Below are 17,730 nucleotides of genomic sequence, written 5' to 3' on the forward strand. Positions count from 1 at the left end.
GTGTCCGGCGTGCCCGGAGCGTCTGGCGTGAGCGCCGAGGCCGCAACCGTGCCTCCCGCCTGGGCGGGTACTTGTCGTTCGCGCGGCCCGGAGCGGCCCAGGTAGCCGAAGCCGACCGCGTGCGCGGGCCGTTCGGTACGCGCCGTTCCCTGGTGAGGCGGCCGTAGACTCGCACGCCATGGAAGAGATCTTCAGACTCGGCGAGATCCGCTGTCCGTCGGGCACGCTCGTCGTCATGGACGGCGGTCACCTGGGACTGTGGAGCGGAGAGCGGTCGCCGGCGGAGATCGATCCCGCTCTGCTCGGCATCCACGACACGGCGACGGCCGACGACGTCCGCGGCTCGGTCGACTTCGCCGTGGCCGGGCCGGACGCCTCGGCGGCGGTGCGCGGTTTCGACCGGCAGCCGGGTGCGATGCTCCATGACATACCGGGCTCTCGGGTGGAAGAGTTCCGGACGCTGTTCGACGAGCACTGCCGGGCCGCAGGTCTGAATGCCCGCCTGGAGGCGCTGCCGGACCGCGAACCTCATGCCCGGCGCGTGAGCAGGACCGCCTCAGAGGGCGGCGGCGGCTTTCTGATGTTCGGGGTGCCCGTGGTCGCGGTGGGCGGAGTGCCCCGCGACCGCCACCTGCCGGTGCTGGCCACTCGGCCCGGCACGGGCACCGGCGCCGGCACGCGCTGGTCCGGGATATCGGTTCGGCTGGGCGACGGCCGCGCGGAGACGTCCGTGCCACTGGGGGACGTCGGGGTCGACTGGGCCCGGGTGCTCTTCGGTGATGCCGACGCCCTCAACGTATGGCAGCACCACGACCCCGTGGACGGCTTGGCCGACGTCGCGTTCTGGGGTGCTGCCGCGGAGGAGGCCGCCGCGACGTTCGCGGCGCCGGAACTGGGCGAGCCCGGCGAGGACGGTGTCCGCGGGTGGACGGGGATGCCCGTGGCGGAGGCGGTGGGAAAGGCTCGCGCGCTGACGAACTGGAAGGAGGAGACCGGCCGCCGCATGATGGTGGACTTCCGGCCCCATTCCCACCACTGGCAGGTCATGCGGCAGGTGCGTGCCTCCGACCACGAGGCCGGCACCGTGGACATCGGTGACGCCCGGCTGCTCTGCGCGATGACGACATGGGGCGACGGCTGCTTCCCTGTGACCGCCGACCTGGACGCGTCGGGTGCCGTGGTCGCGGTCCGGGTGGACTTCTCCGACCGATTCAAGTGACCGAGACCGGCACGCCGCAGTCCTGTGCCGTCGGTTCCGCATGGTGTCCGTCGAGCAGGGAGGAAGATCGCTTCCACCCTTCCGATTCATCTGTTCGGGGTAAAGGAACGGGTTAAATGAGGGGCTAAGTTTCGCTAGTGTCTGGTGTGGAAGCGCGACGTGGAAGCGCGTCGGGAGCCCGGAGGCGGAGGTCGCATGGCATCGGAAGAGGAGCTGTTCGCGTCGGTGGACGCTCTGCTCGAGGAGGAGCCGCAGCTCCCGCCTCCCGCGGAGCGTGCCCGGCTGCGCGAGGCCGCCGGTGTCACGCAGGCCCGCCTGGCACAGGCGCTGAAGTCGACGACGCAGTCGGTGAAGAACTGGGAGAACGGCCGGTCCGAGCCGAAGTCGCCGCGCCTTGAGGCGTATCAGCGGCTGCTGAGCGGCTGGGCGGAGAAGTATCCGGCGCCCGGCGCCGCCGAGGCTTCCGCCCCCGCCCCCGCCGATTCCGCCTCCGTGGCGCCGGGCACCGTACCCGGGACGCGAGCGGCGGAGGCGCAACCCGCGGGGGCGGAATCCGCCGCTGCGGAGTCGACCGTGGTCGCGGCCGCCCTCCTGCCGGCCACCGCGGAACAGCGGCCCCCCGCTCCCCGCCCGGCGCCGGCCGACTCCGCCGCCGCGGCCACCACGATGACGGCGACGGCGACGGCGACGGCGACTACGGCCACGGCGACTACGGCCACGGCATCGCGCCGCACCGTCGGCCGACGTGCCGTGCAGTCCGCCGGAGCCGGCCTCGACGCGCACGGACCCCTCGCGGTCCTGGACGGCGACGGCTGCGCGTACGGGACCGACGGGATCGTGCTGGACTGCCCGGCGACCACTGTCGCGGAACTGGTGAAGTGGACGCTCGAGGAGTCCGGGCTCGGTGCGCCCAGGCTGCACCGCAACGGCAAGGACTCCGACCCGCTGATCGTCCTGACCACGGCCGCCGCCGTGAAGCTCGGGCTGCCCGAGCGCCTGGAGGGCCACGAGCAGCGGCGCTCCCTGCGGCTCGAGGACGACCACCCGGTCGTGAAGCAGATCGCGCGGGCGAAGTGGAAGCTCACCCAGCGCGGGTTCGGCCCCTGGGCGCGGATCTACCGTCCCGCCGAGACGGGCAGGCGGCAGTGCGTGCAGCTCGCCGTCCTCTCATGGGGTGCCCTGGACGCCCGGTCCTGGCCGGGCGTGGCCGACATGGAACCGCCCGCCATCGCCCGCGTTCTCGGCGTCTACGCCCGACGCGTCATCACCCCGCGCGGTTCGACGGCCGTCTCCGGGCTGGAGCTGATGACGGCCCTGCGGCCGCCGACCCGTGCCGTGCAGGACCGCGTGAGCGGCCAGTGGGTCTCCGGCCACCACCCCGGCAGCCTGGGCACGGACCCGGTCGACCCGGCGCCGCCGGAGGCCACGGCCGAGCACCCGGTGGCGCAGGGCTGGAAGGGCGGCTTCCTCGACGAGGAGGCCTACCAGTGGGTCCGCGACGTCGACCGGCTCACCGGTGAGGAGGCGGCGCTGCCCTGGGCGGTCGGCCTGGACCTCAACACCGCCTTCCTCGCGGCCGCGTCCCGTCTGGTGGTCGGCCTGTCCGGGCCGGAACACGTGCGGCGCCCGCAGTTCGACAAGAAGATCCCCGGCAGCTGGCTGGTGGACCTCTCCCACGTCGTGCTCGACCCCCGCCTGCCCAGCCCGTTCACGCCGACCGGCGAGCGCCCCACGGCCCCGGCCTGGTACGAGACCCGGACGGTCGCCTACGCCCAGGAACTCGGGTACAACGTCGCCCCGGTCGAGGCGTACCTGCGCCGCGAGACGGGGGCGTACCTGGACCCGTGGCACGACCGGCTCAGGGCCGCCTACATCGACACCCTCGCGGACCTCGGTGTGACCAAGGACCTGACGGACCAGGAGTTCCTCGTCGCGATGGAGCGGCACAAGGAGTCCGACCCGGGGTCGGTGGCCGTACTCGCCGCGGTCAAGGCCACCGTCAAGGGCGGCGTGGGCAAGCTGCGCGAGCGCCCGCAGGGGCGGCACTACCGTGACGGGGACCGGTGGCCGGCCCTGGAGCGGCCGACCTGGCGCCCGGACATCCGCGCCGCCGTCATCTCCAAGGCCCGGGTCAACATGCACCGCAAGATGCTCAAGATGGCGGAGTTCACCGGGCTTTACCCGCTGGCCGTACTGTCCGACTGCGTCGTCTACCCGAGCCCGGGGCGCAGCCCGCTGGACTTCCTGCCCTACAGCACCAGCGGCAAGCCCATCCCGGGCGCCTTCCGCCTCGGCTCCAGCCCGGGGCTGGCCAAGGTCGAAGGGGTGCAGCAGATGGCCTGGGCGGTCGACCTGATGGAGCAGGGCTACAACCCGGCCCGTCACATCAAGGGCGGCGACGCCGTCGTCGAGGAAGGGGAGTAGCGCCATGGGGGACATCGACGACGCCCTGGAGCGCGCCGGACAGGAGACGTTCACCCGCCGGCCGCCCACGACGCTGCGGGGGCGCGTCAACTTCCTGCTGAGGCAGCTGAAGACCACCCGCGCCGTCGCGGCGGAACTCGGCGTCAGCCAGCGGTCGGTGGAGCGCTACCGCACGGGCGAGCGCAAGCATCCGCCCCGGCACATCACCGACCGGCTGGACGCCGCGGTGCGTGCCCGCTGGCAGCCGCAGGTCCGCAGACGCCGGCAGCGGGAGGCCGCGACGAACACCGGCATCACCATCGAGACCCGCGCCCAGTTCGGCTACAGCGCACCCATCGGCAGCACCGACGACGGCCGCTTCCGCCGCCTGACCGTACACCTTCCGCCCGAGTACGCCCGCCGACTCTTCGACGCCCGGCAAGAGGGCGCCGAGGACCGGCGGATGCGCGACATCGTCGCCGAGGGACTGCAGGAGATCTACTTCAAGGACGGCGGCCGGCGCGCCCAGGACCTCGAAGTGAGCCTCAACGACATCGACTACTTCGACGTCTCCTTCTAGGGCCTCTCTTCCGGATCTTGCCGGGGTCGCGGGGTCTGGCACGCACTCCCCCAAGCTCTGCGAGCAGGGGGTACCCCCAGCGGCGTTGTCGTCTGTCTCCCCCAAGCTCTCGGCTTCGCTCGAGCAGGGAGGGACCCCCATCGCGCCGCGTCGACTCCCTCCTCCGCCTTGCAGTTGCACGCACCAGACCCCGCTCGGGTCGGCCAGAAGGCGCCGTAGACCGGAGCCGGCCTGATCCGGAAGAAAGGCCCTGGTCCGGGGCGGCGCCCGGGCCGGTGGCCGGCCCGGGCGCCCGGTTCACGCCTCTACTCCATGAAGTGGAAGGACCACGCCTGGCGTTGGTTGCCGACATCGAGCGGCCTCAGGGCGATGCGGGGCGGGAAGATCCGCAGCAGGCTGAGGTCCAGAGCCAGCTCCACGCCGTCGACGGGGCCTCCCGGGACGACGACGTGGAACGTGTGCGGCTGGGCGCTCTGGTAGAGCGCCCACTCGCGCTGCTCGGGGTATCCGACGACCGGCTTGTTCATCTCCGGGTCGCCGTCGAAGGACAGGTACGTCCCGCTCCTGAGGTTGCGGATCGTGTAGTTGCCGTTGCCGAGTTCCTCCAGCTGCCATTCCTGCTCGCCGGGGTTGCCGGTGGGCGGCAGCATGACGACGGGTGTCTTGGGCTCCGACCCCCCTCCCTCCATCGTGAGCATCTGCTCGCCGGGATGGGTGATCGCGTAGAGGCCGTTCGGGACAGGTGCCAAGGCCGACTCCACTTCTGACGTGCGGTGCCCGCGCGGGGCGCCGCTGATCTTCTGGGACGAGGCATCCCTTCCCTGTCGCCGCGCAACAAGAGGTCGGAAAAGCTCTGTGTCACCCATCGGGAGTACAGCGGATTCATTTCGGTGTTCGACCGGGGTGCAGGGCGTTTTTCGGTCGGGTACCGGTCGGTCGTGGGGGAGTGACAGCGGCCGAGGTGCGCGGTTTCGCCCTTTTTGTTCCTGGGGGAGTGTCGGTGCGTTCTCGTCAGGGAACGTCGCCGCCTCGGTGGCGGAGGGGGGAAGCCGCCGTTCTCGGAAGCGGTCGGGCGGGTGGTGCGAGGGCCGGCCGACGGCGCCCGACCGTGCCTGTTGCGGTGCGAAATCGGAAATCGGTGCCTGTTGCGATGCGGAATCCGTAGAGGCAAACGATCGAATCTGGCTAGTAAACGATCGTTGAACGGGTGTGCGGAGTGCGTAAGCTGCGCTGCACACGCGCATGCATCCGCACCCGCCCCGCATGCACCCGTACCCTCACCCACATCACCCCCTCCGGGAGCACACCGGTGGACCTGGACCCGCAGTTGCCCGAGACGCTCGAGCGTCTCGGGGCACTGATCCGCGAACGCGGCCTGAACCGCGCCGACGTGCTCGATCCGGCCGGACTCGCGGCGAGAACGGCGCTGCCGGAGAGCACCGTCCGCACACTCCTGGCCGGCGACGCGCCCCCCGCCGACACGGTCAACGACCGTGCCCGCGCCCGCATCAACACCGTTGCCATGGCTCACCTGGCGGCGACCGGCAGGCGGATGTCGGACCTCACGGCCGAACTCCACGCCCGTCTCGGTGTCTCGGAGATGTGGGCGCGACAGGTCTGCGACGGCAAGAAGGTGCCCAACCTCGAACTCCTGCACGGACTGGTGAAGTTCTTCGGAGTCGACGGGGAAGAGGGCTTCTTCACCGCCCCGGCCCACGACGCGCTGAACCGGGCCCTGCTGCCGGCCCTGCGCGGTCTGGAGACCGATCCCCTGCAGGCGTTGATGGACCGGTACGGCGTACGGGGCACCGATCTGCGGGCGCACGGGTCGATGTCACGCAGACAACTGGAGCGGCTTCTGGAGGGAGTCCTGCGGTCGGTGCTGCCGGACGAGGGAGCCGCCCGCCGATGAGCATCAGGCGCATGAAGGCGCTCCTCGCCGAGCTGGGCGAAGAGGCGTCGCGGCATCTTCAGCCGCCGGCCGAGCCCCGTGCGGTCATGGCGGGGTTCTGCCGCGCGATGAGCGTGCTCCGCGAGCGTCCCATCACGCTGGTCTTCCGCGCGTTCCCCGACGGCATCCCGGTCTCCGGCATGCGGCTGGACTGCGGTGACAGGTCCGTCATCGTCGTCGAGGACCGTACCCCTGCCGAGTCACAACTGGTCATCCTCGGACACGAGTTGTGGCACGAGGAGCAGGGCGACTGCGGGCACCACGTGGCGGGCCTCTCCGCTGCGGCCGCCCGCGCCCTCGGCCCCGGGCAGACGACGGCGACGGTACGGCAGGCGGCCGAACAGGTCCTCGCCGCGCACGAGGTACCCCGCGACACGCTGCTGGCCATCGCGGCGCGCTCCGGCTCGGCGCTGGACCACGAACAGGACGCGGAGACCTTCGGGCTGCTCTTCGGCCGCGAGGTCCGCACCTGGATTCCCGGCCGGTACGCGCAGGGTCCCGTGAGCTCCACGACCCTGGAAGGCCGTATCCGTCTGTCCCTCCTCAACCGCGGCGGGCAGATACTCCGGTGAGCTTCAGCGATCTGCACCTTCCCTACGCACTGCCGGCCGTACTCCTGTCGGCCGCTCTGGCACTCAAGGCCCCCACCTTCGTCCGGGCGTGGAAAGACCCGGACGTGCGGGCCACGACCCTCCTGCTGCTCCTGGCCTCCGCGGTGTTCCTGTCGGTGGCGCCGGCGAGCATCCACCGGATCAACACGGCGACCGGTGTGCCCAACTTCTCGGCACCCTGGGTGTATTCACTCCTGACGGCGTTCTGCGGCTCCTGCCTGACCATGGTCATTACGTGGCGGGACGAGCCCTCGCCGCGCCGCAGCGGCCTGATCCGCCGCATCTGGCTGATCTACGCCGGCATCATCGTCGCGCTGTGGATCACCTTCCTCCTGGCGGACGTCCCCATCGAGCGCGTCTACGACCTGGACACCTACTACGCCGCCGAACCGTGGATGCGCGAGCACATCCTGCTGTACCTGAGCGCGCACATGGTCTCCGTCCTCGTGGCCGCGTACATGATCTGGAAGTGGATCTCGAAGGTCCGCGGCGGCTGGCTGAAGGTGGGCCTGGTCTTCCTGCAGTCCGGCTACGCCTTCGGACTCGTCTTCGACATCGCCAAGCTCGCCGCCGTGGCGGCCCGTTGGACCGGAACAGCCGACTGGGACTGGCTGTCGACCGAAGTCGCGCCCCCGTTCGCGATCCTCGACGCCAGCCTGGTCGGCATCGGCTTCATCCTCCCGCAGGCCGGACCCTTCCTGCAGAAGTGGACCCGCGACCGGCTGACCTACCACCGGCTGCGCCCGCTGTGCCGGGCGCTGCGCACCGTCGCCCCCGCCGCGGCGCGGGCACGGGTGGGCCGCTTCGCACCGCTCGACCTCCGCCTGATGCAGCGTCAGCAGCGCGTACACGACGGCCTGTTGATCCTCGCGCCGTCCCTGGACGACGACCTGTTCCATCGCGCGTACGAAGAGGCGCGCGCCGCCGGTCACGGCGAGGACCGGGCCCGGGGCATCGCCGGCGCCCTCGCCGTGCGCACCGCGCTGGACCCCTCACCCGCGGACACCGGCACCGGCACCGTCACTGATCCCGGCACCGGCAACAGCACCGATACCGGCACCGGCACCGGCACCGCATGCGCCGCGCCGCGCACCTCGCAGGCCGCGCCCTCCCGCGACGACCGTCACGCACCGGCCGCGATGAGCGGAGTCGCGTACGACATCGAAGCCGTCTCGCGGGCGCTCAGCCGGCCGCGAACCATCGACACCATCCGCCAGCGGGTGGCACTGAGAGAAAGCATGAGCACACATGGCTGACCCGCTCGCCACCCGGCGGCCGACCGCTGTCGTCATAGGCGCCAGCGTCAGCGGCCTCTGCGCGGCCGCCGCACTGGCCGAGTACGCCGATGTCACCCTCCTGGAACGCGACACGCTGCCCGAGGGACCCGAACCTCGCCGTGGCGTGCCTCAGGCCCGCCACGCCCACCTGGTGTGGAGCGGCGGCGTGGCCGCCTTCGACGAACTGCTGCCCGGTCTGGTCGCCGAGAGCGTCGCCCGCGGCGCCCGCCTCGTCCACATCATGGGCGACATGGTCTCGCGGGCCCCCAACGAGATCTGGTTCCGCCGCTTCACCGCCACCCACCACCGCAATCTGGTGTGCTCCCGCGACCTGCTGGACGCGGTGATACGCGACCGGGTCCTCGCCCACGAGCACGTCACGCTCCGCCGGAACACCACAGCCCTGTCACTGGCCGGTGACGCCACCAGGGTCACCGGCGTCCACATCCGCACCGACGCTTGCACCCACGACCACGAGGACGGCAACGAGCGCGATCGCGGCCACTGCGAGGAGACCCTCACCGCGGACCTGGTCGTCGACGCCTCCGGACGAGGCTCACGCGCCCCCGTGTGGCTCGCGGCCCTGGGGCTGCCGCAGGTCGCCGAACGCGAGGTCAACGCAGGCGTCGCCTACGCCACGCGCCTCTACCGCGCCCCCGGAGCGACGGCCGACGGCCCCTTCCCCCTCGTCAACGTGCAGGCGAACCCCGCCAAGGCCCCGGGCCGGGGCGGCATCATCCTGCCCGTCGAGAACGGCCGCTGGATCGTCACCCTCTCCGGCACCCGCGGTGGTGAACCCACCGGTGACAGCGAGGCCTTCGCCGATTTCGCCCTCTCCCTCGGCGACCCGGTCATCGGCGAACTCATCAAGGACGCCGAACCGCTCGGTGACGTCGTCACCACGCGCAGCACCGCCAACCACCGGCGCTACTACGAGAAGATGAGCCACTGGCCGGACGGCTTCACCGTCGTGGGCGACGCCGTCGCCGGCTACAACCCCGTGTACGGCCACGGCATCACCGTCGCCGTCCAGAGCGCCCTGGCCGTCCGTGACGCCCTGCGCTCCACGCGCCTCACCGCCCCTGGCGTCGCCCAGCGGCTGCAGCGGGCCTCGACCCGCCCCGTGGCCGCCGCCTGGGACCTGGCCGTAGGACAGGACGCTCTCTATCCGGGTGCCGCCGACACCCCGCCCACCCGACTGGAGCGCTCCCTCTCCCGCTTCGTGGACCGCGCCGTCGCCACCGGCGCCCGTAACCCGCGTGCTCTCGGCGCCCTGCTGGACGTGATGAGCCTGGAGAAACCGGCCACCCGCCTGTTCTCCCCGGACATGCTCATCCCCATGCTCTTCGGCCCCAGGCGCCCCCACCTCCAGGGCCCGCCCCTGACCGAAGCGGAACGCGAGACCGCTACTTCCTAGCCGCCCACATCACGACTGCCCGGCCGGCCCGCGCCTTCCCCGACGCTTGTACTCGCTCGGTCATCAGGGAAGGAGCAGCCGGCCGTCAGGTCACGCGATCGCGAGGACGACCGCGAGTGTCGAGTCGTACTTCTGCTGGCGCCCGGCGACCGACTCCAGGACCTGCTGGGCGCTCTCCCACTGCTCGGGCTGGGCCTTGGCGAACTCCTGCCAGCCGATCACCACGAGGAGCCGGCCCGGCACCTCGGGCCCCCAGCCCACGTCGCCCGCGGCATCCGTGAAGGCCTGCCAGTTGCGGCCGGCGAAGGACGGCAGGTCGAGGGCGCTGGTGCAGCGGTCCATGAACCCGTTCTGGTCCGTGACGCCGACGAGGTCGAGCGGGATGACCTTCCAGCCGGCCGCCTGGACCACGGACGCGAGAGTGGCGTGGGACATTTCAGCACCGCCTTAGAGGGGCCGGGCCGGTCCGCTGCCTACGCCCGGAGCCGCCCCGCGGACGCGGGGGAGCTCCGGTGTGCGGACGAACGGCGCCGGCCGTTCGAGGAGACCATCCCCGCGGAAGCGGGGAGCACGTCGATGAACCCATCATGCCGCACGGTGAGCAAAGCCTCACGCTGAGCCGGTACCGGCCCCCTGGCGGACGTGCCCGATGGGTACGGCCTGTCCGGTGACCCGGGTGCGGTCGTCCCGCGGGTCCACCTCGATCAGCAGGTCGCTGGGGCGGCCCATGTCCTCTCCCTGGCGGATCGTGATCCTGGCGGCCGTGTCGCCGACGAGGTCCAGCGCGCGGAGGTAACCGCCGAACGCCGCGGCCGCCGCCCCGGTGGCCGGATCCTCCACGACACCCCCCACCGGGAACGGGTCCCGGGCGTGGAAGCGCTCCGCCGACTCGCGCCACACCAGATGCACGGTGGTCCAGCCGTGACTCCGCATCACCTCGGCGAGGCCGTCGAAGTCGTAGTCCAGGTACGCCAGCCGCTCCCGGGAGGCGGCGGCCAGCACCAGGTGGTCGTTGCCGCCGAACGCCACGTGCGGCGGCAACGCCGGGTCCAGGTCTTCGGAGGCCCAGCCCAGGGTCTTGAGCGCCGACTCCAGCTCGGTGCTCGTGGCGGGACGCGAACGGGTCGCCACGCTGGTGAGCGTGGCCAGCACCGCGCCCTCGGCGTCCACCCTGGTGGCCACGGGGATCTCGCCCGCAGGGGTGTCGAGGACGATCTCGCCCGGGCCCATCCGCTCGGCGAGGGCCACGGCCAGGGCGACCGTCGCGTGCCCGCAGAAGGCCACCTCGGCGAGCGGGCTGAAGTAGCGGACCCGGAACCGCCGCGTCGCTTCGTCGTGGGCGATGACGAAGGCCGTCTCGGAGTAGCCGATCTCGGCGGCGATGGCGAGCATCTGCGCGTCGTCGAGTCCGGAGGCGTCGAGCACGAGGCCGGCGGGGTTGCCTCCCGCCGGATCGTGGGTGAAGGCCGAATAGCGCAGGGACTCGGTGGCCGGCAGGGAGGGGCGCACGGGGCTCGTTCCGTTCACATCGAAGGTCATGGCTCTACGCTGCCATCGCACGGCAATCGAGTCCAACGATAAATATCGATCCGATCCATCGAGGTATCGCATACCCTGACGACGTGGACACCCGCCTGCTGCACACCTTCACCACCCTCGCGCGGACCGGCAGTTTCACCGCCGCGGCCGCCGAGTTGCACCTTGCCCAGTCCACGGTCACCGTGCACATCCGCACCCTGGAACGAGACCTGGGCACTCGGCTCTTCGACCGCCTGCCCACGGGCGCGGTCCTCACCGAATCCGGCCGACGGCTGCGGGAGAGGGCCGAGGACGCACTTGACGCCGTGGCCCGGCTGAAAGCCGACGTCGAGGGGGCGGGGGGACCCGCTGTCGTCGGCACCCCCGAATCGCTGTGCTCGACCCGGCTGCCGGCCGTGATCGCCGCTCTGCGCACCGCCCACCCCGAGGTGGACATCCACCTGTCCGCGGCCGGAACCGCGGAGTGCCTGGAGGGTCTGCGGTCCGGACGTCTGGACCTGGCGCTGCTGCTGGAGGAGGAGGCCGGCTTCCACGAGGTGACGACCGAGCTGATCGCCCGTGAACCCCTCGCCCTCCTCTGCGCCCCCGGTCATCCGCTGGCCGCGCGCGCCCGCGCGGCGACCTGGGCGGAACTCGCCGCCGAGAGCTTCTTCCTGCTGGAACAGGGCTGTTCCTACAGCGACGCACTGGAGCGGCGGCTGCTCTCCGTGCCCGGCGCCCGGCCGCGGCTGACCCGATTCGGGAGCGTGGACGCGGCCCGTTCCTGCGTCGCCGCCGGACTGGGCCTGACGCTGCTGCCGTTGACGACCGTCGAGGAGTATCTGCGCGAGGGGCGCCTGGTGAGGGTCCGCGGGCCGCGGTTCGCCGACGTGCCGGTGCGGCTGGCCCGCCACCGCAGACGGTGGACGGCGCCGGCCGCACAGGCGTTCACGCGGGAACTCGTACGACAGTTGTCCCTCTGACCCGGCCGGGAGCGGCCGTCAGGCGTGGAGGAGTTTGTTGAAGAAGGTCCGGTACTGCTGAAGTGCCAGGCGCAGGCCCTCCGTCTTGACCTCTTCCCCGCGGCTCCACTGGGCCTCGAGCTCCTTCTTGTGGTCGGAGAAAGTCTCGGCCAGGGACTGGATGACCTCGGCCACCAGGGAATCGGCCGCACGGACCGCCTCCTTGGGGTCGTCGACGAAGGCACCCTGGATCTGTTCCCAGCGGCCCTGATACGACTCCGCCTCCTCGGCGGCGATCAGGGGCTCCTCACCCTCCCCGGTCGTCTGTGTGACTTCCTCCTCCTCTTCGTCCTCGTCGGTGGTGCGGCCCTCGTCCTCGTTCTCACCCGTCGGCTCCTCCGCACCCTCAGGTACGGCCGTGGCCTCGCCGGGGTAGGACGGAGGGGACGCTTCGGACGTGGTGTCCCGGCCCGGGCGGGCCAGGTCCTCCGTCGTCAACTCGGTCCGCGATGCGCTGATGTCGGTGTCTGAGTCTGTGCCGGAGTCTGACATGGCAACTCTTTTCACGCTGTTTCGTGCCGAAGCGGAAAGTGCCGAAGCGGATGGGGCACGCCGAAGCACCATGGCGTCACTCGGTCTGCGGGGAGGGCGATCGTCGTGCTCGCGATGCTCGGTCTTCGAGTACCCCGGTCAAGGACGGGCACACCAGCGGCCCAGCCCGCCCGGCCGCCAAGTCGTGCGGGACGTCGTACGGCCGGTCGGCGTCGTACTCCCACCGGCCTCGTACTCCGACCGGCCGCATACTCCGATCGGCCCGTTTCCGTGTGCCCGACCGAGGGAACGCGCCGAGCGTCGGGCGGACGGGCCGCCGAGGCCGGTTCGGGTACGGCGTGCGGAAGGAGGCACCGTCCGGCTCACGTGACTGTCCGGAAGGAGCATTGCAGTGGCATCAAGTGATGTGGTCGAGCTGATCCTCAAGGACCACCGGACCATGGAGGACCTCTTCCGGCGCATGCGCAGCACGGAGGCGGACCGGGCCGGAGCGCTGCGGGAGTTCGCCGACCTGCTGATCGCGCACGGTGAGGCGGAGGAGGTCGAGGTCTACCCGGCGCTGAAGCGCTACAAGCCCATCGACAACGAAGAGATCGAGCACGGATCGGAAGAACACGCCGAGGGCGAGAAGGCTCTGCTGGGGCTGCTCGAGGTCGAGGAGGTGGGCGGCGAGGACTGGGACGAGAAGCTGGAGAACCTGGTCGAGGCCGTCAACCACCACTTCGACGAGGAAGAACGCACGATCCTGAACGCCGCCCGGCAGAACCTCACCGACGAACGCCGGGACGAGCTGGGCGAGGCTTTCCTGCGGGAGCGGGCGGCACGGCTGGCCGTAGGGTGCGGCGACATCGCGAACGTCCGCCGGATCGTGCGGAGGCAGGAGAAGGAGTAGGACGCCGCGGCGGCGGACGGAGTGGCCGCGCCCTCGCGCGGGCGCTCCGTCCGCCGCCCCTGGGACCGGAGCCCCCGATCACTCGCTGGGCAGTGCCGCGCTGATGCCGGCGAGTGCGGAGCCGGGGTCGACGGCGATGGCCAGGTCCCCCAAGGAGACGATGCCGACAGGCCGGCCCTCCTCGACCACCGGCAGCCGTCGTACGGCCCGATGCCGCATCAGCCCCATGACCTCGTCGACATCGTCATCGGGGGCGACGGTGATCAGGTCCTCGCTGCACGCGTTGGCCACGGTGCGGTCATGGATGTCGTCGCCCTCGGCCAGCACCCGGATGACCAGATCCCGGTCGGTGACCACCCCGCGCAGCCGGCCCTCGTCCACCACCAGCACGTCGCCGACGTCCTCGCGGCGCATCAGCTGGGCGACATCGACCACCGACGTCAGGGGCTCCACCGTGACGAGGTCCGTAGTCATGATCTCGCGAACTTGCTGCGTCATACGCCCTCCCTCGTAGGGGAACACGGGGCATCGGTTCGATGTCCACGCGCCCCGGGTACCCGGAACCGTGTCACCGAACACACAGGTCACGACGGCGTGCCGCGACCGCGCCGGGCTCACCGGCCGTGCCCGCTCCGTGCCGGATCACCCGGGTGGCCGGCGGACCGTGTGCCGGTGCCGGATCCACAGCGGCCAGACGAACCAGCACAGCAGGTACCAGGCGACCACGCTCCCCACCAGCCAGAGCACCCGCATGTCGTGGGTCACGACCCGCAGGACGAGCAGGAGCGCGGCGGTCATCGTCGCCAGCAACAGGACCAGGCCGACGAAGGTCAGCCGTGAGGCCAGGGCGACCGCCTGCGGCTTCACACGTCGTCCGGCGACGAGCCGGTGCAGTGCCACAGGGCCGATCAGGGCCCCGGTCGCCGCGGCGCCCACGATGACGGTCGCGACGTAGATCGCCCTGTCCGTGTCGTCGAGATCGGCGAACTTGGGAGTGAACACGACGGTGAGCAGAAAACCGAAGAGGATCTGTACGCCCGTCTGCGCGACCCGCACCTCCTGGATGAGGTCGCTCCATATGCGGTCGGCACGCTCCTCCACGGTCTCGTCGCGCCCCGTGCGCTCCGCGCCTGCGTCACGTCCCGTGCCCATCGTCGCCACGCCCTCCGTCGCCCGGTCACCGCTTCCCGCCTCCACGTCATTCCACGTGAGGGGTCCCGCCTCACGTGGAATCCACGCGACGGGAACGGGACGAGCCGGTCGGGTGAGGGCTGGGTGCGAGTTGGGTCCGGCTCGGTTGCGCGGCGGTTGCGCGACGGGTGCGGCGGCTGCGGCGGGCGCGCGGAGGACTCGCGGAGGGTGCGGACGGCCGCCTGACGGGCCGCCCGCCCCGCGCGGCCCGTACCGCTCGTACCGCGGACGTCCGCACCTCAGACGGCATCGCTCCGCTTGGTCCCCTCGTGGTCAGGAGCGTCGCCGGGCGAGCTGAGCAACTCGTTGAAGAGAGCGCGGTAGTGCACCATCGCGCCGCGCAGTTCCTCCGTGGTCGCACGGCCGTCCTCGCTGCGCAGCCGGACGTCGTGGGCGTCGCGGTAGTGCTCCAGGGTGCGGGCGTGTTCGACGGAGAGGTCCTTGAGCTGCTGCTCGAATCCCGCCGTCGGGTAGCCGCGGTCCTTCATCAGCCGGGTCACCAGACCATCCGCGTCGTCGACGCTCCGGCTCGGCTCGTCGACGAAGCGTTCCTGGGTGCCCTTCCACTCGGCGGCGTACCGCTCGCGTTCCTCCTTGGACAGGGGTTTGATGTCGAGATCCTGGTGCCGCTTCTCGCGGGAGTGCAGCTCACGTTCGGCCGACAGCCGGCCGTCCCCGGTTCCCACGGCCCGGTCGTACTCGGGCCCGAACCGCTTCCGCAGGTGGCGGCGCCGCGTCAGGAGCCACACCCCTGCGGCGATCAGAAGCAAGATGACCGCGATGGGGACAATGATGGCGATAAGGGTTTCAGTGGTGGTCATCGGACCTCCCGTTGTTCCCGGCCCGAGTACCCCTTTCACGAGGTGGTAGGCGTCCGGGCGTGTTTCACGAGGTGGTAGGCGTCCGGGCGTGCGAACGTCCGTCCGGCTCATGCCTGGCCCATGCCTGGCCCATGCCTGGCCCATTCCGGGGCCATGCGTGGCCTGTGTTCGGCCGACCACGGCCGCCCGGCCGCCGGTGACACTTCGGTCCCCGCCGAAGCGACCGGACCCTACGCTGCACGCCATGAACGCAGGACTTCCTGGCACCGCGCCCGCACCGGCGACCACAGCCGCCACCCACCTGGAGATCGAACCGAGCATCCTGTATTTCGGGACGCCGGTGGTGCTCCTGTCCACGGAGAACACGAACGGCACCTTCAACCTCGCCCCGATATCGTCCGCATGGGCACTCGGCCGGACGGTCGTGCTGGGGCTGGGCCGCGAGGGACAGACCGCGTCCAACCTCCGCAGCCGTCCCGACCTGGTGATCAGCCTGCCGTCCCCCGCCCAGTGGCCGGCCGTGGAGCGGCTGGCACCACTGACCGGCCGGAACCCGGTGCCCCCGAGCAAGCCCAAGGGCTGCCGCTTCGAGCCGGACAAGTTCGCCGCGGCCGGCCTGACCGCCCAGCCCTCCACGCTGGTCCGGCCTCCTCGCGTCGCCGGATGCCCGATCCAGTTGGAGGCCCGCGCCGAGCGGGTGCGGCCGGACGTCTCCGGTGACTTCGTCATCGTCGAAGCCGTCGTACGCCGGGTCCACGCCGACCCCCGCATCGTCCTTCCCGGACTCGGCCCGGAACTCGGCCAGTCCTACCGCACCGAGACACCGCACACGGTTCAGGGCGGTCGCCGGTCCGACGGTGTGTGGGGCCGACCGGTGCATCGTCCGCAGGGGTGATCTCGCGGGCCAGGCCGTCCCCCGGGAGCCGTGACGCGGGTTGGACGGGGCGTGAAGAGGATTCTGCCCATGAGCGTGGCGCTGGCCCTTGCCTGTGTGGTCCCGTGTGCGGCACCGGCGGCCGCCGACTCCAGCGCCTGTACCCATCACTGGTCCGGACCCCAGGTGTGCGTCCGCCTGCAGGGCCGCAATTCGTACAACAGCGTCACGGCGATCTGGACGAACCCGCCGAAGGCGACGAAGAAGCGGGGGGTGCGATTGACGCTCGACGGAGATCAGCTCGGTGTGGTGCAGACGGCCCGTCGTGTGGGTGGGACGATCAGCTTCACGTGGTCGACGATGGACACCGACACGGACACGAAGGTCTGCGTGAGGTTCACCGGCATCAACAGGGTGGCCTGTGACAGGACCAAGTACATCGGCAACCGCGCCTCGTTCTAGACCCGCCTGCGTGCCCTCCGCGTGGACGAGGCTGCCAACTCGGAGGGTATGCAGGCAAGTCGGGGAAGTCGCCGGACCGCGGACGAGCGGTCAGCGACCGGGTTTCAGGATGTCGACGAGGGTGGGATGCACCCGGCCGGGTGTGATGGTGGTGATCGTGTACGTCGCGACGCCGTTGGTGACGAACGGGTCCTGAGCGGTGATCTCCTCGATCGTCCCGCGGTCGACGCCCCGGGCGATGATGGCGCCGCCGTCACGCGTGGGAACGGTCTGGCCGGAGACCAGGAAGGTGCCGGCGCAGTGATGGCGCTCCAAGTAGGCGACGTGGCCGGGGACATGGGGGGCGGCCTCCTGCTCCGTCGCGGTGTAGCGGAGCTGGAGCAGGTGCAGCACGGTGTCCTCCGTGGTCTCTGGGACGTGCTCGGCATCATGGCATCCCTGGGTGCCGGGACGTCCGCGACATCAGCCTCTGGGTCGATAACAGCAGCCAGAATCAGATCAGTTGCGGGCATGGAAGTGACGTTCGCGTGCGTGGTGTGTGTGTTCTGTGGTGGTGTCGGGGTTGTCGCGCGACCGCTTCGGCGAGGTAGGTCCGGGGTCTCCCCGACCGGTGGGGGCCGGTGCCATGCTGGGAGGTATGGCTGAGGGGGACGCGGTGGCCGAGTCGGGCGTGCGGGTCAGGTTGGACGGAAGAGCGAGCGGTGGTGACGTCACCGCGCTGAGGGCGTGGCTGGAGCGGGAGAAGCCGCTGGCGGAGCGGATGGACGCGGAGACCCTCCGGGTGGAGGAGCGGCCCCGTACGGACGGGCCCCAGGGGCACATGGGCTTCGGGACGGAGATCGTCCTCGTCATGGTCGAGTCGGCGACCACGGCCGCGGTCGCGGAGCTCTTGGGGCACGTCGAACGGGCGGTCAAGGCCTGGCTGGCCAACCGGCGCCGGGTGGAGAGCGGGGAAGCGCCCCGGGCGAGGATCGAGCCGCTGGACTCCGGCGAGAGGTAA

The 17,730-nt window shown here is 71.2% G+C and carries 20 protein-coding genes; 12 read left to right on the plus strand and 8 right to left on the minus strand.

Annotation, left to right across the window (positions count from 1 at the left end):
- The first annotated feature begins 178 nt into the window (after nt 1-178).
- The 3 genes from OIB37_RS34400 (at nt 179) to tpg (ending at nt 4,202) form a co-directional block, all read left to right on the plus strand.
- Nucleotides 179-1,219 carry a hypothetical protein gene (locus tag OIB37_RS34400; RefSeq protein ID WP_330461517.1) on the plus strand — a complete coding sequence of 347 codons (1,041 nt, stop codon included), beginning with the start codon at nt 179-181 and terminating at the stop codon, nt 1,217-1,219.
- Nucleotides 1,220-1,414: 195 nt separating this feature from the next.
- Entirely contained in the window at nt 1,415-3,643 is a 2,229-nt protein-coding gene (tap, locus tag OIB37_RS34405) for a telomere-associated protein Tap (protein WP_330461518.1), read from the plus strand.
- A 4-nt stretch (nt 3,644-3,647) separates the two neighbouring features.
- Nucleotides 3,648-4,202 (plus strand): telomere-protecting terminal protein Tpg, encoded by a 555-nt coding sequence (gene tpg, locus OIB37_RS34410; protein WP_330461519.1) that lies wholly within the window; start codon nt 3,648-3,650, stop codon nt 4,200-4,202.
- 305 nt (nt 4,203-4,507) lie between these two features.
- Here tpg and OIB37_RS34415 read toward each other — a convergent pair whose 3' ends face one another.
- The gene (locus OIB37_RS34415; RefSeq protein ID WP_330461520.1) at nt 4,508-4,951 is read right to left on the minus strand and encodes an RICIN domain-containing protein; all 444 of its coding nucleotides are present in this window, start codon (nt 4,949-4,951) and stop codon (nt 4,508-4,510) included.
- 560 nt (nt 4,952-5,511) lie between these two features.
- Between OIB37_RS34415 and OIB37_RS34420 the strand changes: the two genes are divergently transcribed.
- Genes OIB37_RS34420 through OIB37_RS34435 form a run of 4 tightly spaced genes read left to right on the plus strand, consistent with a single transcriptional unit; the run spans nt 5,512 to nt 9,458 of the window.
- Nucleotides 5,512-6,114, plus strand: a complete 603-nt coding sequence (locus OIB37_RS34420) for a hypothetical protein (RefSeq protein ID WP_330461521.1) — start codon at nt 5,512-5,514, stop codon at nt 6,112-6,114.
- The gene (locus tag OIB37_RS34425; protein ID WP_330461522.1) at nt 6,111-6,725 is read left to right on the plus strand and encodes a toxin; all 615 of its coding nucleotides are present in this window, start codon (nt 6,111-6,113) and stop codon (nt 6,723-6,725) included. The genes OIB37_RS34420 and OIB37_RS34425 overlap by 4 nt, the downstream gene beginning before the upstream one ends.
- Nucleotides 6,722-8,020, plus strand: a complete 1,299-nt coding sequence (locus OIB37_RS34430) for an MAB_1171c family putative transporter (RefSeq protein ID WP_330461523.1) — start codon at nt 6,722-6,724, stop codon at nt 8,018-8,020. Before OIB37_RS34425 ends, OIB37_RS34430 begins: the two co-directional genes overlap by 4 nt.
- Nucleotides 8,013-9,458 (plus strand): NAD(P)/FAD-dependent oxidoreductase, encoded by a 1,446-nt coding sequence (locus OIB37_RS34435; RefSeq protein WP_330461524.1) that lies wholly within the window; start codon nt 8,013-8,015, stop codon nt 9,456-9,458. Before OIB37_RS34430 ends, OIB37_RS34435 begins: the two co-directional genes overlap by 8 nt.
- A gap of 90 nt (nt 9,459-9,548) precedes the next feature.
- Here the strand turns inward: OIB37_RS34435 and OIB37_RS34440 are convergent, their stop codons facing one another.
- The gene (locus tag OIB37_RS34440; RefSeq protein WP_330461525.1) at nt 9,549-9,893 is read right to left on the minus strand and encodes a barstar family protein; all 345 of its coding nucleotides are present in this window, start codon (nt 9,891-9,893) and stop codon (nt 9,549-9,551) included.
- 174 nt (nt 9,894-10,067) lie between these two features.
- Complete coding sequence (locus tag OIB37_RS34445; protein WP_330461526.1) at nt 10,068-10,997, minus strand: PhzF family phenazine biosynthesis isomerase; 930 nt, start codon at nt 10,995-10,997, stop codon at nt 10,068-10,070.
- An 83-nt stretch (nt 10,998-11,080) separates the two neighbouring features.
- Between OIB37_RS34445 and OIB37_RS34450 the strand changes: the two genes are divergently transcribed.
- Nucleotides 11,081-11,959: a LysR family transcriptional regulator gene (locus OIB37_RS34450; protein ID WP_330461527.1), complete on the plus strand. Its 879-nt coding sequence runs from the start codon at nt 11,081-11,083 to the stop codon at nt 11,957-11,959.
- Between the two features lie 18 nt (nt 11,960-11,977).
- On the opposite strand, the gene OIB37_RS34455 is transcribed toward OIB37_RS34450, so the two are convergent.
- On the minus strand, nt 11,978-12,490 hold the full coding sequence (locus tag OIB37_RS34455) for a hypothetical protein (RefSeq protein ID WP_330461528.1): 513 nt from the start codon (nt 12,488-12,490) through the stop codon (nt 11,978-11,980).
- 391 nt (nt 12,491-12,881) lie between these two features.
- Between OIB37_RS34455 and OIB37_RS34460 the strand changes: the two genes are divergently transcribed.
- The gene (locus OIB37_RS34460) at nt 12,882-13,382 is read left to right on the plus strand and encodes a hemerythrin domain-containing protein (RefSeq protein ID WP_330461529.1); all 501 of its coding nucleotides are present in this window, start codon (nt 12,882-12,884) and stop codon (nt 13,380-13,382) included.
- A gap of 78 nt (nt 13,383-13,460) precedes the next feature.
- Here the strand turns inward: OIB37_RS34460 and OIB37_RS34465 are convergent, their stop codons facing one another.
- The 3 genes from OIB37_RS34465 to OIB37_RS34475 form a co-directional block, all read right to left on the minus strand.
- The gene (locus OIB37_RS34465) at nt 13,461-13,880 is read right to left on the minus strand and encodes a CBS domain-containing protein (RefSeq protein WP_330461530.1); all 420 of its coding nucleotides are present in this window, start codon (nt 13,878-13,880) and stop codon (nt 13,461-13,463) included.
- A 144-nt stretch (nt 13,881-14,024) separates the two neighbouring features.
- Nucleotides 14,025-14,534 (minus strand): DUF6328 family protein, encoded by a 510-nt coding sequence (locus OIB37_RS34470; RefSeq protein WP_330461531.1) that lies wholly within the window; start codon nt 14,532-14,534, stop codon nt 14,025-14,027.
- A gap of 278 nt (nt 14,535-14,812) precedes the next feature.
- Complete coding sequence (locus OIB37_RS34475; protein WP_330461532.1) at nt 14,813-15,394, minus strand: hypothetical protein; 582 nt, start codon at nt 15,392-15,394, stop codon at nt 14,813-14,815.
- A gap of 244 nt (nt 15,395-15,638) precedes the next feature.
- Here OIB37_RS34475 and OIB37_RS34480 point away from each other — a divergent pair, with 244 nt between their 5' ends.
- Both OIB37_RS34480 and OIB37_RS34485 read left to right on the plus strand, forming a co-directional pair.
- The gene (locus OIB37_RS34480) at nt 15,639-16,289 is read left to right on the plus strand and encodes a flavin reductase family protein (protein WP_330461533.1); all 651 of its coding nucleotides are present in this window, start codon (nt 15,639-15,641) and stop codon (nt 16,287-16,289) included.
- 69 nt (nt 16,290-16,358) lie between these two features.
- Nucleotides 16,359-16,730 carry a hypothetical protein gene (locus tag OIB37_RS34485; protein ID WP_330461534.1) on the plus strand — a complete coding sequence of 124 codons (372 nt, stop codon included), beginning with the start codon at nt 16,359-16,361 and terminating at the stop codon, nt 16,728-16,730.
- Between the two features lie 90 nt (nt 16,731-16,820).
- Here the strand turns inward: OIB37_RS34485 and OIB37_RS34490 are convergent, their stop codons facing one another.
- Nucleotides 16,821-17,123 (minus strand): YciI family protein, encoded by a 303-nt coding sequence (locus OIB37_RS34490; RefSeq protein WP_330461535.1) that lies wholly within the window; start codon nt 17,121-17,123, stop codon nt 16,821-16,823.
- Between the two features lie 244 nt (nt 17,124-17,367).
- Here OIB37_RS34490 and OIB37_RS34495 point away from each other — a divergent pair, with 244 nt between their 5' ends.
- Nucleotides 17,368-17,730, plus strand: a complete 363-nt coding sequence (locus OIB37_RS34495; protein WP_330461536.1) for an effector-associated constant component EACC1 — start codon at nt 17,368-17,370, stop codon at nt 17,728-17,730.

Origin of the sequence: Streptomyces sp. NBC_00820 (assembly GCF_036347055.1) — a bacterium.
In the GTDB taxonomy this organism is placed as follows: Bacteria; Actinomycetota; Actinomycetes; order Streptomycetales; family Streptomycetaceae; genus Streptomyces.

Excerpts from the sequence above, each read along its gene's own strand:
- tap (WP_330461518.1), top strand. The coding sequence starts at position 1,415 with ATGGCATCGGAAGAGGAGCTGTTCGCGTCGGTGGACGCTCTGCTCGAG.
- OIB37_RS34400 (WP_330461517.1), top strand. The coding sequence starts at position 179 with ATGGAAGAGATCTTCAGACTCGGCGAGATCCGCTGTCCGTCGGGCACG.
- OIB37_RS34495 (WP_330461536.1), top strand. The coding sequence starts at position 17,368 with ATGGCTGAGGGGGACGCGGTGGCCGAGTCGGGCGTGCGGGTCAGGTTG.
- OIB37_RS34465 (WP_330461530.1), bottom strand. The coding sequence starts at position 13,880 with ATGACGCAGCAAGTTCGCGAGATCATGACTACGGACCTCGTCACGGTG.
- OIB37_RS34455 (WP_330461528.1), bottom strand. The coding sequence starts at position 12,490 with ATGTCAGACTCCGGCACAGACTCAGACACCGACATCAGCGCATCGCGG.
- OIB37_RS34475 (WP_330461532.1), bottom strand. The coding sequence starts at position 15,394 with ATGACCACCACTGAAACCCTTATCGCCATCATTGTCCCCATCGCGGTC.
- OIB37_RS34425 (WP_330461522.1), top strand. The coding sequence starts at position 6,111 with ATGAGCATCAGGCGCATGAAGGCGCTCCTCGCCGAGCTGGGCGAAGAG.
- OIB37_RS34445 (WP_330461526.1), bottom strand. The coding sequence starts at position 10,997 with ATGACCTTCGATGTGAACGGAACGAGCCCCGTGCGCCCCTCCCTGCCG.
- OIB37_RS34435 (WP_330461524.1), top strand. The coding sequence starts at position 8,013 with ATGGCTGACCCGCTCGCCACCCGGCGGCCGACCGCTGTCGTCATAGGC.
- tpg (WP_330461519.1), top strand. The coding sequence starts at position 3,648 with ATGGGGGACATCGACGACGCCCTGGAGCGCGCCGGACAGGAGACGTTC.
- OIB37_RS34470 (WP_330461531.1), bottom strand. The coding sequence starts at position 14,534 with ATGGGCACGGGACGTGACGCAGGCGCGGAGCGCACGGGGCGCGACGAG.
- OIB37_RS34485 (WP_330461534.1), top strand. The coding sequence starts at position 16,359 with ATGAGCGTGGCGCTGGCCCTTGCCTGTGTGGTCCCGTGTGCGGCACCG.
- OIB37_RS34480 (WP_330461533.1), top strand. The coding sequence starts at position 15,639 with ATGAACGCAGGACTTCCTGGCACCGCGCCCGCACCGGCGACCACAGCC.
- OIB37_RS34440 (WP_330461525.1), bottom strand. The coding sequence starts at position 9,893 with ATGTCCCACGCCACTCTCGCGTCCGTGGTCCAGGCGGCCGGCTGGAAG.